Origin of the sequence: Propionicimonas sp. T2.31MG-18 (genome assembly GCF_964266745.1) — a bacterium.
Classification (GTDB): Bacteria; Actinomycetota; Actinomycetes; order Propionibacteriales; family Propionibacteriaceae; genus Propionicimonas.
The window spans coordinates 158,584-171,902 of the sequence record NZ_CAXWGX010000027.1; the positions used below are offsets into that span (position 1 = coordinate 158,584).

7 protein-coding genes are annotated in these 13,319 nt (G+C 73.7%); 5 read left to right on the top strand and 2 right to left on the bottom strand.

All coding sequences use genetic code 11. The annotated features are described in order from the left end of the window. The first annotated feature begins 119 nt into the window (after positions 1-119). Positions 120-1,646, top strand: coding sequence for a DNA polymerase Y family protein (locus ACFQQJ_RS13765; RefSeq protein ID WP_377107271.1), 1,527 nt, complete (start codon positions 120-122; stop codon positions 1,644-1,646). Then, positions 1,646-5,026 (top strand): error-prone DNA polymerase, encoded by a 3,381-nt coding sequence (locus ACFQQJ_RS13770; protein WP_377107518.1) that lies wholly within the window; start codon positions 1,646-1,648, stop codon positions 5,024-5,026. Before ACFQQJ_RS13765 ends, ACFQQJ_RS13770 begins: the two co-directional genes overlap by 1 nt. A 3-nt stretch (positions 5,027-5,029) precedes the next feature. Here ACFQQJ_RS13770 and ACFQQJ_RS13775 read toward each other — a convergent pair whose 3' ends face one another. Further along, complete coding sequence (locus ACFQQJ_RS13775; RefSeq protein ID WP_377107273.1) at positions 5,030-5,485, bottom strand: iron chaperone; 456 nt, start codon at positions 5,483-5,485, stop codon at positions 5,030-5,032. A gap of 150 nt (positions 5,486-5,635) precedes the next feature. On the opposite strand from ACFQQJ_RS13775, the gene ACFQQJ_RS13780 reads away from it, so the two are divergent. Beyond that, a complete protein-coding gene (locus tag ACFQQJ_RS13780) occupies positions 5,636-6,769 on the top strand; it encodes a PQQ-dependent sugar dehydrogenase (protein WP_377107274.1) in 1,134 nt (377 codons plus the stop codon). Between the two features lie 106 nt (positions 6,770-6,875). Beyond that, positions 6,876-8,021 carry a saccharopine dehydrogenase NADP-binding domain-containing protein gene (locus tag ACFQQJ_RS13785; RefSeq protein WP_377107275.1) on the top strand — a complete coding sequence of 382 codons (1,146 nt, stop codon included), beginning with the start codon at positions 6,876-6,878 and terminating at the stop codon, positions 8,019-8,021. Between the two features lie 10 nt (positions 8,022-8,031). On the opposite strand, the gene ACFQQJ_RS13790 is transcribed toward ACFQQJ_RS13785, so the two are convergent. Next, positions 8,032-8,514 carry a DUF2505 domain-containing protein gene (locus ACFQQJ_RS13790; RefSeq protein WP_377107277.1) on the bottom strand — a complete coding sequence of 161 codons (483 nt, stop codon included), beginning with the start codon at positions 8,512-8,514 and terminating at the stop codon, positions 8,032-8,034. A 58-nt stretch (positions 8,515-8,572) separates the two neighbouring features. Between ACFQQJ_RS13790 and ACFQQJ_RS13795 the strand changes: the two genes are divergently transcribed. Continuing rightward, entirely contained in the window at positions 8,573-13,309 is a 4,737-nt protein-coding gene (locus ACFQQJ_RS13795) for an NAD-glutamate dehydrogenase (protein ID WP_377107279.1), read from the top strand. Positions 13,310-13,319 lie beyond the last annotated feature (10 nt).

Here is a 13,319-nt window from a genome sequence, read left to right on the forward strand (position 1 = left end):
TCCGCGGCAGGAGGACGCCGCCACCGGCTGTGCCACGGGCGGTGGGCAGGGGAGCACGCTCACCCGTCCTCCCGGGGAACGGCGACCGGTGCCTCGTGTTGTGGTTCCCGGGCTGGCCCGTGACCGCCTGGGCGCTGGCCGAGGGCGTGGACGCGGCGTTCCCGGTGGCTGTGGTCGCGGCGAACCGCGTGGTCGCCTGCTCGCCGGAGGCGTCGGCGGAGGGGGTGGCGACCGGCCAGCGCCGCCGGGAGGCGCAGTCACGCTGCGCGGACCTCACCGTCCTGCCCGCGGACGAGGCCAGGGACAACCGTGAGTTCTCCGCCGTGGTCGAGTGCGTGGAACGCCTCGCGCCGGGCGTGCAGGTGGTGCGCCCGGGGGTGTGTGCGCTGCGTTCCCGGGGTTTCGCCGGGTACGTGGGCAGTGAGGCGGAGGCGGCGGAGGTGCTGCTGGAGGCGGTGGTGACCGGGCTGGGCGTCACGACCGCGCGCGCGGGGATCGCGGACGGGCTGTTCACCGCCCTGCAGGCGGCCTACGCCGGCGACCCGGTTCGGATCGTCCCCCCGGGCGGGGCCGCCGGCTTCCTCGCCCCGCTGCCGGTCTCGCGGCTGGGCGACGAGACGCTGGCGGGGCTGCTGCCGCGGCTGGGGGTGCACACCCTCGGCGAGTTCGCCGCCCTGGGCGCTCCGGCGGTGCGCGACCGGTTCGGCGAGCACGGCCACCGGCTGCACCTGCTCGCCTCCGGACGCGACCCCCGGCTGGTGCGACCCCGCGTCCCGCCCCCGGAACTCACCCGCGAGCAGCACTTCGAGCCCCCGTTGTCCCTGGTCGACCAGGTCGCCTTCACCGTGCGGGGGATGGCGGAAGAGTTCATCGCCGCGCTGACCGCCGCCGGTCTTGCCTGCACGGAACTGCGCGTCGAGGTCACCGGGGAGCAGGACGAACTGGTCGTCCGCACCTGGCTCACGCCCGGGGTGTTCGAGGCGGCGGCGGTGGTCGACCGGATCCGCTGGCAGTTGCAGGCGGCCGCCGGCACCGGCCTGCACAGCGCCGTCACCAGCCTGCGGCTGGAGCCGGTCGGGGTGGACGCCCTCGCCCACCACGCTCCGGGGCTGTTCGGCTCGGGCACGGACGAGCGGGTGCACCACGTGCTGTCCCGGGTGCAGGCCATGCTCGGGCACGACGGGGTGGTCACCCCGCGCATCGGCGGCGGCCGCTGGCTCGCGGAGAGGCAGGTGCTGGTGCCGTGGGGCGATCGTCCCGCGACCGTCCAGGAGGCCGGCGGCGGCGCCGTGCCGGGGGGTGCCGGGCCGGCACCGGTGGACCGCCCTTGGCCGGGACGGGTGCCCGACCCGCTGCCGTCGGCGGTGTTCGGTGAGCCGCGGCCCGTCCAGGTGCTCACCGCGGACGGAGGGACGGTGGGCGTGGGCGAGCGGGGACAGCTCAGCGGGACCCCGGCGGTGCTGGTCGACGGGGACACCCGGCGGCGGGTGCGGGGCTGGGCCGGCCCGTGGCCGATCGACGAGCGCACCTGGGACCCGTCCCGGCACCGGCGGGCGCACCGCTTCCAGGTGGTCGACGACGCGGGCACGGCGTGGCTGCTGGTGCTGCAGGGAGCCCGGTGGTGGGCGGAGGGCCGGTACGACTGATGGGCTTCAACAACCCCCCGATGCGCTGGCACGACCTGGAACGCACCCTCAGCACGCCGGTCGGTGGGACGGTGCCCGCGCAGGACGTCCCGGTCTCCTGGCGCCGGGGGCCCTATGTCCCGCCACCCATCGAGCGACCGGTGGACGTGGTGCCCTACGCCGAACTGCACGTCCACTCGTCCTTCTCGTTCCTGGACGGTGCGTCCGGACCGGCGGAGCTGGCCGAGGAGGCCGAGCGGCTCGGCCTGCACGCCCTCGCCCTCACAGACCACGACGGGCTGTACGGCATCGTCCGGTTCGCCGAGGCGGCCGAGTCGATGAACCTGCGGACGGTGTTCGGCGCCGAACTCTCCCTGGAGCTGCCGGCACCGCAGGCGGGCCTGCCCGACCCGGTCGGCTCCCACCTGCTGGTGCTGGCAGCCGGGGAGGAGGGCTACCACCGGCTCGCCGCCGCCATCACGCACGGCCAGCTCTCCGGTGGCGAGAAGGGGCGCCCCTCCTACGACCTCGACGACCTGGCCGAACGGGCGGACGGCCACTGGGTGGTGCTCACCGGCTGCCGCAAGGGTGCCGTGCGCCAGGCGCTGAGGACGCAGGGGACGCCGGGCGCGGGCAGGGAACTGGACGAGCTGGTGCACCGGTTCGGGCCCGACCGGGTGTTCGTCGAGCTGACCGACCACGGCGCGCCGCTGGACTCCGACCACAACGACGCCCTGGCCGCCCTGGCCGCCGCCCGCGGGCTGCCGACGATCGCCACCGGAAACGTGCACTACGCCACGCCCGCCCAGCACCCGCTCGCCCAGGCCGTGGCCGCCGTCCGCGCCAACCGGAGCATGGACGCGCTCGACGGCTGGCTGCCCGCCGCCGGCACCGCCTTCCTGCGGTCGGGGGCGGAGATGGCCGCGCGCTTCGCCCGCCACCCGGGGGCCGTGGCCCGCACCGTCGGGCTCGCCGACGACCTGGCGTTCCCCCTGCGCCGGGCGAAGCCCGCCCTGCCGAAGCAGGAGGTGCCTCCCGGCCACACCCCGATGTCCTGGCTGCGGCACCTGGTGTGGCAGGCGGTGCCGGTGCGGTATCCGGAGCTGTCCGAGGCGGACTCCCGGCGCATCGAGCGCGAGCTGGCGGTGATCGAGGCCAAGGACTTCCCCGGCTACTTCCTGATCGTGCACGACATCGTGGCCGAGGCGCGCCGCCGCGGCATCCTCTGCCAGGGACGCGGTTCCGCGGCCAACTCCGCGGTCTGCTACCTGCTCGGCATCACCGCCGTGGACTCCCTGCGCTACGACCTGCCGTTCGAGCGGTTCCTCTCCGCCCTGCGCGACGAAGAGCCCGACATCGACGTGGACTTCGACGCCGACCGCAGGGAAGAGATCATCCAGTGGGTCTTCGACCGTTACGGACGCGAGCGCGCGGCGCAGGTCTGCAACGTCATCCAGTACCGCCCCAAGAGCGCCGTCCGCGACATCGCCAGGGCCCTCGGCTACAGCCCCGGCCAGGGCGACGCGTTCGCCCGGCAGGTGGAACGGTGGGGGTCGTCGGTCACCGACGGGGGGGCCGAGCTGCCGGCTGCCGTCGCCGAGCTGACCACCCAGCTGCTGAAGGCGCCCCGGCACCTGGGCATCCACTCGGCGGGGATGGTGCTCACCGAGCGTCCGGTGGGGGAGGTGGTGCCGATCGAGCACGCCCGCATGGACGCCCGCACGGTGATCCAGTGGGACAAGGACGACGCCGCCTGGATGGGCCTGGTGAAGTTCGACCTGCTCGGCCTGGGCATGCTGGCCGCGCTCCAGCACTGCTTCGACCTGGTGCGGGAGGCGACCGGCGAGTCCTGGGAGCTGGCGACCCTGCCCAAGGAGGAGCCCGGGGTCTACGACATGCTGTGCCGGGCAGATTCGATCGGGGTGTTCCAGGTGGAGTCCAGGGCGCAGATGGGCCTGCTGCCCCGGCTCCAGCCGCGGCGCTTCTACGACCTGGTGATCCAGATCGCGCTGATCCGTCCCGGGCCGATCCAGGGCGGTGCGGTGCACCCGTTCGTCCGCCGCAAGCTCGGCAGGGAGCCGGTCACCTACCCGCACCCGAAGCTGGCGCCCGTGCTGGCGCGGACCCTCGGCGTGCCGGTGTTCCAGGAGCAGCTGATGCAGATGGCGATGGCCGTCGGCGACTGCTCCGGGGAGGACGCCGACCTGCTGCGCCGCGCGATGGGCTCCAAGCGCGGGCTGGAGCGGATCGAGTCCCTGAAGCAGAAGCTGTACGAGGGCATGGCCCGCAACGGGCTGGTGGGGGCGGAGGCAGACCACCTCTACGCCCAGATCCAGGCGTTCTCGAACTTCGGCTTCGCCGAGTCGCACTCGCTGAGCTTCGCGCTGCTGGTGTACGCGTCCTCCTGGATGAAGCTGCACTACCCGGCGGCCTTCCTTGCCGGCCTGCTGCGCGCGCAGCCGATGGGCTTCTACTCCCCGGCCACCCTGGTCTCCGACGCCCGCCGCCACGGTGTGGTCGTGCTGCGCCCCGACCTCGCGGCCTCCGGGGTGGACGCCGGCCTGGAACCCCTCGACGACGACGCGGAGCGTGTCCCCACCGGTCCGGACTCGTGTGCGGACTCCCACCAGCCGCCGGTGGGGGAGTTCGACCCGGCAACCCCCGACCCCACTGCGGTGCACCGCAGGGACGGCCGCTCAGCCGTGCGGCTGGGGCTGGCGTCGGTCCGGGGGATCGGCGGGAAGGTCGCCGAACGGATCGTGGCCGAGCGCAGGACGCACGGTGCCTACCGGTCGATGGAGGACCTGGTCCGCCGGACGGCACTCACCGCGGAGCACCTGGAGGCACTGGCGGCCGCCGGGGCGCTGGAGTGCCTGGGGCTGACCCGACGGCAGGCACTGTGGCGGGCGGGGAGCGCGGCGCTCGACCAGCCGGGGTCGCTCCCCGGAACCCTGGTGGAGTCGCAGCCGCCGCTGTTCGGTGACCCGACCCCGGTGGAGGTGCTCGCCGACGACCTGTGGGCCACCGGGGTGAGTACCGGCGACCACCCGATCGGACAGCTGCGTCCCGACCTGGACGCCCGCGGCGTGCTGAGCACCGCACGGCTGGCCACCGCCGAACCCGACCGCCGCGTCGAGGTGGGCGGGCTGGTCACCCACCGGCAGCGTCCGGCGACCGCGTCCGGGATCACCTTCCTCAGCCTGGAGGACGAGTACGGCCTGGTGAACGTGGTGTGCTCGGTGGGGGTGTGGCAGCGCTACCGCCGGGTCGCCCGCTCCTCTCCTGCGCTCATCGTCCGCGGCACGCTGCAGCGCTCACCGGAAGGCGTGGTGAACGTGGTGGCGGACCGCCTCGAGCCACTGCCGATCATGGTCGTCCACACCTCCCGCGACTTCCACTGACAGCTAGCCCACGGCCCGCCGGACCAGCTCGGCGATCCGTGCCTCGCTGTCGGGAGTGAGTTCGGTCAGCGCCCACGAGGTCGGCCACATCGTGCCCTCGTCGAGGCGCGCGTCCTCGTTGAAGCCGAGCGTCGCGTAGCGGGCCTTGAACTTCGAGGCCGGCTGGAAGAAGCACACGATCTTGCCGTCCCTGGTGTAGGCGGGCATGCCGTACCAGAGCTTCGCCGCCAGCACCGGTGCGCTCGCGAGCACCAGGTCGTGGACGCGCCGGGCGAGGCTGCGATCGGGTTCGTCCATCTCCGCGATCTTCTCCACCACCGCTGCGGCCTCCTGCTCGGCCTTGTCCGCCGCGCCGGCGCGCCGCTTGGCGGCCTTGAGCTCAGCGGCGTGCTCCTTCATCGCCGCCCGCTCCTCTGCGGTGAAGCCCGTCGCCTCGGCACTGGTGCGCTTGGTCGCCATCGGTCCGTCCTCTCGGTGGTGTCGTCGGAAGCCATCGTAGGAAGCCGGCCGCGCCACCGCTTCTCCAAAACTGCTGACCCTCCGGCTCTGGCGCCGCGCGCCGCGCACGCCTACGTTGGTCGCCGTCACGCACACCCCCGGAGGTACCCGATGTCCCCGTCCTCCCGGCTCCGCCTCGCGGCGTCCGCCCTCCTCGTCTCCCTGATGGCCCCGCTGGGCGTCGCCGACACCGCCGACGCCGCCGAGCCGGTCCCCGTCGTCACGCCGGTGGTCACCGGGCTGACCATCCCCTGGGACCTCACGTGGGTCGGTGAGCTGATGCTGTTCGACGAGCGTGCGGGTCGCCTGTGGTCGAAACGCCCGGACGCGGCCCCGCAGCGGGTCAGCCTGCCGCTCCCGCCCCTGTTCGTGAACTCCGAAGGCGGCCTCCTGGGGCTCGTCGCCGACCCGGACGCGGCCACGAACGGCTACTTCTACACCTGCATGTCGGTCGCGAAGGCGTCCGGGTCCGCGTCCGACGTCCAGGTCTGGAAGTGGCGGCTGACCAGCGACACCACCGCCGAGAAGGTCCAGGTGCTGGTGAAGGGCATCCCGATCGGGCACGGGCGCCACAACGGGTGCCGCCTGCGGTTCCGGTCCGCCGGCATGCTCTACATCGGCACAGGGGACGCGGCCAAGGGCACGAGCCCGCAGAGCCTGAAATCCCTTGGCGGGAAGATCCTGCGGGTCTCCGCGGACGGCACCATCCCCCGGACCAACCCGTTCTACCCGCGCGGCGGCAACGCCCGGTACGTCTGGAACTACGGCCACCGCAACGTCCAGGGGCTGGCCCTGCGGCCGGGAACCGCGACGAACGAGCTGTGGTCGGTCGAGCACGGCACCAACCGTGACGATGAGGTGAACTACGTCACCAAGGGCTCCAACTACGGGTGGAGCCCGACGCCGGGCTACAACGAGAAGCGCTCGATGACCGACACCCGGCGCTACCCGAAAGCGAGGAAGGCCGCGTGGCGCTCCGGCTACCCGACCGTGGCCACCAGCGGGGCGACGTTCCTCAGCGGCGCCCAGTGGGGAGACTGGGACGGGATGCTGGCGGTCGCGGAGCTGAAGGGCCAGGGCATCCTGCTGTTCTCCGTCGGCTCGACCCGGAAGCTGTCCCGGGTGGCGGAGATCGTGACCGACCACGGGCGCATCCGTACCGTCGAGCAGGGGCCGGACGGGGCGCTGTACTTCACCACCTCCAACGGCTCCGGGGACGGCATCTACCGCCTCGCCCCGGGCTGACCGCACCCGGGGCCCCATGCCGGGGCGGGTCGTGGCGAGCTTCGCCCAACGGCCCGCGGCCCCCGCCCGATCGTGGGAACCTTGGTGGGGGAAGCGGGGGCCAGCGATGCGGATCGTCGTTCTGGGGGCGTCCGGGAACGCCGGGCGGCAGATCTGCGTGCTGCTCGCGAGGGAGCTCTCCGCCGACGACCACCTGGTGCTGTGCGGGCGCGACCCCGGGCGGCTGGCAGCCACCCACGCGCTGGTCGCCGGACCGGTGCGGGCCGACGAGGCGGTCCTCGACGTCACCGACGCGGACGCGGTGCGCGCGGTGGTGGCCGGCGCGGACCTCGTCGTGGTGACGGTGAGCCGTCCCGACCTGGTCGGAGCGCTGGGCCGGATCGTCCTCGAGGCGGGGGCCGACTGGTTCGACACGCTCCTGTCCAGTCCCACCAAGCTGGCCGCCCTCCGGGGGCTCCAGGGCGAGATCGGCCACCACGGACGCTGCTTCGTCACCGACGGCGGCTTCCACCCCGGCGTCCCCGCGGCCCTCGTGCGGTGGGCCGCCGGCCAACTTGAGGAGATCCGCGAGGCCGACGTGATGGCCGGCATGCGGCTGGACTGGCTGGCCGACACCCTGTCCGACTCGACGGTGGAGGAGATGCTCGACGAGTTCACCGACTTCGACCTCGCGGCCTGGGTGGACGGGGAGTCGCGCACCCTGCGCTGGTCGGAGTGCCCGAAGGTCGACTTCGGGCCGCCCATCGGCGCGAAGACCTGCGTCCCGATGCCCCTGGCCGAGATGGAGGCGCTGCCCCGGAGGCATCCGAGCCTGCGTCGCTGCGGCTTCTACATCTGCGGGTTCAGCCCGGTGATGGACTACGTGTTCCTGCCGGTGCTGATGGTGCTGGCGAAGGCGCCGTCCCTGCGGCCCCTGGCGATCCGGCTCACGCGCTGGTCGATGGACCGGTTCGCCAGCTACCCGCCGCCCCACCGGCTGGTGCTCCAGCTGACGGCGCTCGGCATCGAGGACGGGGTGCCGGCCGCGGCCACGGTGCGGGTGAGCGGCGACGACGGCTACCTGCTCACGGCGGCGCCGGCCGTCGCGTGCCTGCGCCGCCTGCGGGACGGCACGATCCGCAGGCCCGGCCTGCACCTGCAGGCCCAGCTGGTCGAGCCCGACGTGTTCCTCGGCGACCTCGCGGCGCTCGGCCTCGAGGTCGAGACGCGGGTGGCGCCGCTGGCCGGGGCGCCGGAGCAGCGCGCGTCCTGAACGGCGCCCGCTACGGCGCGCCGCGTCCGGCCAGGTACTCCGCGCCCACCCGCTGCTGGATCTCGAGGGCCTCGAGCAGCAGCGGTGCGGCCTGCCGCGCCAGCCCGGGGCCGAGCAGCGGCACCTTCACCGACAGCTCGCCGTCGTAGGTCAGGACGGACCCGCTGCCGCCCGGCAGCAGGGTGACCGCGCCGACGAGCTCGGCCGGGAGCCCCTCGACGGTGATGTGCGCCGCCCCGCGGCGTCCGCCCTCGACCATGGACGGCTCCCAGGTGATCTCGTCCACCACGGCCATCGTCGGCCCGGTGAGCCGGGCCACCACCGACGGTGTCGGCATCACGCGGCGGGTGGCCGTGCGCAGTCCGTCCACCTCCACCTGGTGCTCCAGCGGATCGGTCGCCAGGCACACCGCGCGCAGGAAGACACGGTCGATGAGCATGACGAACACCTCATCGACCGGCGCGGCGAAATCGTTGGTGGCGTGTATCTGCATGCCGCCCATTCTGGCGTGTATAGGCTGGTCGAGGCCTCAGCGCTGCGAAGGAGCAGGTGTGTCCAGTGTGATCCCCGGTACGTCGGCGGGTGTGCGCCAGTCCCTCATGGCTGCGGCGATGGCCGAGGGCTCCGGCGACCCGGAGCTCGGCGGCTTGCTGGCTGCCTACCTCCAGCCGGTGCCCGAGCCCGACCTCGCCGGCATCGACGCGGGCTCCCTGGCCGCGACGGCGGCCGTCCACCTCGGCGTGGGACGGACGCGGGCGCCCGGCCAGCACCTGGTGCGGATCATCGCCCCCGGCGAGGTGCCCGGGCTCGGGGCCGACGGCTCGACGGTCGCGCTCGTCGTGACCGACGACCGGCCGTTCCTCGTGGACACGGTCACGATGGAGCTCACGCGGCAGGAGTGGAGCCTTCGGCGGCTCTACCACCCGCAACTGCGCGTGCACCGCGACCCGTCCGGTCGGTTGCTGGACCTGGCCGGCGGTGCCGAGGGCACGCCGGAGTCGTGGCTGGTGCTCGAGATCTACCCGCCGCTCGGCCGGGCGGCTGACGCCCTGGCCGGTGCCCTGGAGGCCGGCGTGCAGCAGGTGCTGGGCGTCCTGGCCGTCGTGGTGACCGACTGGCAGCCGATGCTGGCCCGCGCCCGTGAGGCGTCCGCGCGCCTGCGGGAGCGGCACGATGCCGAGGCGGCCGAGGCCGTCGAGCTGGTCGACTGGCTCGCCGACGGTCACTTCGTGTTCCTCGGGTGCGCCGACTACGTCCCCGACGGCGACCGGCTGGTGCCTGTGGCCGGCTCCGGCCTGGGCATCCTCACCGGTGCCGACGAGCCGGACGCCACGACCGCGCCCCGGCCGGGGGAGCGGGAGCCGCTGATGCTGATGCGCGACCCGCGCCGCTCACCCGTGCACCGCCCCTCCTACCTCCAGCACCTCGCCGTCCGCGAGTTCGCCGGCGACGGGACGCTGGTGCGCGAGCACCGGTTCCTCGGCCTGGTGTCCGCGTCGGCGTACACCGAGTCGGTCGCCACCATCCCGGTGCTCGCGGCGAAGAGCCGCCGGTTGCTGGCCGAGTCGGGCTTCGAGGAGCACTCCCACGGGTGGAACGCCGTGCGCCAGGTGATCGCGACCTACCCCCGCGACGAGCTGTTCGAGGCGCGCGTCGACGAGCTGGCCCCGATCGTGGCCGCGGTCGCCGCCCTGCGCGAGCGCAGGCAGACCCGGGTCTTCCTTCGACGCGCGCGGTACGGGCGCTTCGCGACGGCGATGGTGTACCTGCCCCGCGACCGCTACAACACCGCGACGCGGTTGCGCATCCAGCAGATCCTGCTCGACCGCCTCGGCGGGGTGGAGCTCGACTTCACCACGCTGGTGAGCGAGTCGGTGCTGACCCGGCTGTTCTTCGTCGTCCGGCTCGCCCCGGACGCCCCGGCGGCCCCCGACGCCGACCTGATCGCGTCCGAGCTCGCCGCGGCCACGCGCAGCTGGGAGGACGACTTCGTCGCGCTCGTGGACGAGCTGCCCAGCGAACAGCGGGGCGTCGAGTTCAGCGAGGCCTACACTGCCGACTACCCGCCGGCGGTCGCCGTGGCGGACCTGACGCTGGCCAACCAGCTCACCGGCCCCGACGACCTGCGGCTGAGCCTGACGGGCCCGCTGGAGGCCGACGACCCGTCCGACCTCCGGCTGAAGGTGATCACCCGCCGGTCGATGTCGCTCACCGACGCGATGCCGCATCTGTCGGTGCTCGGCGTCGAGGTGGTCGACGAGCGCCCCTACAGCTGGGACCTGCGGGGCACGCGGGTGCTCGTGTACGACTTCGGCCTGCAGCTGCCGGACGACCTGGCCGCCGCCGCCGCGCGGGCCGACGTCCGCCGGCGGCTGATGGACGTCTTCGTCGCCTCGTGGACCGGTCGCTGCGAGGCCGACGAGCTGAACCGCCTGGTGATCGCCGCCGGCCTCGGCTGGCGGCAGGTCACCTGGCTGCGCGCCATCTCCCGCTACCTGCAGCAGGCGGGCCTGACCTACAGCCAGCCCTACCTGGCGACGGCCCTGAACACCTACCCCGACATCGCCGCGGGACTGGTGGGGGAGTTCACCACCCGGTTCGACCCCGACGCGCGGCTCACCCGCGAGGAGCGGGACGCGTCCCAGGCCCGGCAGGCCGACTGGCTGGGCGAGCAGCTGGACGCGGTGGTCAGCCTCGACCACGACCGCATCCTGCGGGCGTTCCACGCGGTGATCGAGGCGTGCGTGCGCACCAACGCGTTCACCGACACCGACACCATCGCCCTGAAACTGCTGCCCTCGCTGCTGCCGCTGCTCCCCGAGCCTCGTCCGGCCTTCGAGGTGTTCGTGTACTCCCCGCGCGTCCAGGGCGTCCACCTGCGCTTCGGCGCGGTCGCGCGCGGCGGGCTGCGCTGGTCGGACCGTCGCGAGGACTTCCGCACCGAGATCCTCGGCCTGGTCAAGGCCCAGCTGGTCAAGAACACGGTGATCGTGCCCAGCGGCGCCAAGGGCGGTTTCGTCCCCCAGCAGCTGCCCGGCACCGCCGACCGTGCGGCATGGTTCGCCGAGGGCCAGGCCTGCTACCGGGTGTTCGTCGACGCGCTGCTCAGCGTCACCGACAACATCGTCGACGGTGTCGTGGTCGCGCCGGAGCGCGTGCTGCGCTACGACGGCGACGACCCGTACCTGGTGGTCGCCGCGGACAAGGGCACGGCGACCTTCTCCGACCTGGCCAACCAGGTCTCCCTCGACCGCGGGTTCTGGCTGGGGGACGCGTTCGCCTCGGGCGGGTCCAGCGGGTACGACCACAAGGCGATGGGGATCACCGCACGCGGGGCCTGGGAGTCGGTGCGCCGCCACTTCGCCGAGCTGGGCCTCGACCCGGACACCGACGAGTTCACCTGCGTCGGCATCGGCGACATGGCCGGCGACGTGTTCGGCAACGGCATGCTGCTGTCCGACCACCTGCGGCTGGTGGCCGCGTTCAACCACGTGCACATCGTCCTCGACCCCGCTCCCGACGCCGCGTCCTCCTTCGCGGAGCGGGCGCGGCTCTTCGCGCTGCCCGGCTCGACCTGGGCCGACTACGACCGCAGCCTCCTCTCGCCGGGCGGCGGCGTGTTCCGCAGGGACGCGAAGGCCGTCCCCATCAGTCGGGAGGCACGGGTGGCGCTCGGCCTCGCCGAGGACGTGACCCGGCTCACCCCGAACGAACTGGTGAGCGCGATCCTGTGCGCGCCGGTCGACCTGCTGTTCAACGGCGGCGTCGGCACCTTCGTGAAGGCGTCCACCGAGAGCCACGCGCAGGCCGGTGACAAGGCGAACGACGCCGTGCGGGTGGACGGAGGGCGGCTGCGGGCCCGCAGCGTCGCCGAGGGCGGCAACCTCGGCTTCACCCAGCTCGGACGCATCGAGTACGCCCGCGCCGGCGGCCACATCAACACCGACTTCATCGACAACTCCGCCGGCGTCGACACCTCCGACCACGAGGTGAACATCAAGATCCTGCTCGCGCCGGAGGTGGCGTCCGGGCGGCTGAGCGAGCCGGAGCGTCGCGAGCTGCTGGCGTCCATGACCGACGAGGTCGCCCGGCTGGTGCTGGCCCACAACTACGACCAGAACCTCGCCCTGGCCAACTCGATGTGGCGCCGGGTGGTGCTGGCCGGCCAGCACGAGTCCTGGATGAGGACGCTGGAGGCGGACGGCCTGCTCGACCGGGGCATCGAGGCACTTCCGGCCAGCGAGGAGATGGCGGCGCGGATCGCCGCCGGCGACGGGCTGACCCGTCCGGAGCTGTCGGTGCTGCTGTCGTACACGAAGATCGCGCTGGACCGCTGGGTGCTGGCCTCCGACCTCCCGGACGACCCGTACCTCGCCGACCGGCTCGTGCAGTACTTCCCCGAGCCGCTGCGCGCCCGCTACGCCGACCGGATGCCCGGCCACCGGCTGGCCCGCGAGATCGTCGCCACGGTGGCCGTGAACCGGTTCGTCAACAGCCAGGGGATCACCTGCTACCACCGCCTGTCGACCGAGACCGGGGCGGGGGTGGCCGACATCATCCGTGCCCAGCTGGCCTCGCGCGCGATCTTCGCCGTCGGCCTGGACGAGGTGCGGCTGCGCCGCAGCACGGGGCTCGACGCCGCGGTGGCCACCGAGCTGCGGGTGGGCCTGCGGCGGATGGTCGAGCGGGCCACCCGCTGGCTCCTGCACCACCAGCACGGGCCGCTGGACGTGGCCGGCGCCGTCGCGAGGTACGGGCCGGAGGTGGCGGCGCTGCGGACGGAGCTGGGCGGGCTGCTCCGCGGCCAGCAGGCCACCGCGGCCGAGCTGGCACGGACGCGCTGGACCGACGCCGGGCTGACCCCGGAACTGGCGGCCAACCTCGCCACCGCGGGGCAGGCGCACACGCTGCTCAGCGTCGTCGACGTCGCCCAGCGACTCCAGGTTCCCGCGCCCAGGGTCGCGGCCGTGCACTACCTGCTGGCCGAGGCCACCGGGATCGACGAGCTGGTGGCCGGCGTGGACGGCCTGCCCCGACAGGTGCGCTGGGATGCCATGGCGCGGGCCGCCCTGCGCGACGAACTGCTGGCGGCGCACGCCGCGCTCACCGCCCAGGTGCTGGTCGCCGGCGACCCCGACGCCCCGGCGGATCGGGCCGTCGCCGACTGGCTGGCCTCCGACCCGGCCCGGCGGAGCCGGGTGGCGACGATCCACCAGCTCGCGGACGGCACGGCGGACGTCTCCCGCATGAACGTGGGCCTCAGCCAGGTCCGCCAGATGCTCGCCTGAGGCGCGGCAG

What these genes read in the sequence shown, in the direction of transcription:
- ACFQQJ_RS13790 (WP_377107277.1), bottom strand. Translation starts at nt 8,514, where the DNA reads ATGCAGATACACGCCACCAACGATTTCGCCGCGCCGGTCGATGAGGTG.
- ACFQQJ_RS13775 (WP_377107273.1), bottom strand. Translation starts at nt 5,485, where the DNA reads ATGGCGACCAAGCGCACCAGTGCCGAGGCGACGGGCTTCACCGCAGAG.
- ACFQQJ_RS13780 (WP_377107274.1), top strand. Translation starts at nt 5,636, where the DNA reads ATGTCCCCGTCCTCCCGGCTCCGCCTCGCGGCGTCCGCCCTCCTCGTC.
- ACFQQJ_RS13770 (WP_377107518.1), top strand. Translation starts at nt 1,646, where the DNA reads ATGGGCTTCAACAACCCCCCGATGCGCTGGCACGACCTGGAACGCACC.
- ACFQQJ_RS13785 (WP_377107275.1), top strand. Translation starts at nt 6,876, where the DNA reads ATGCGGATCGTCGTTCTGGGGGCGTCCGGGAACGCCGGGCGGCAGATC.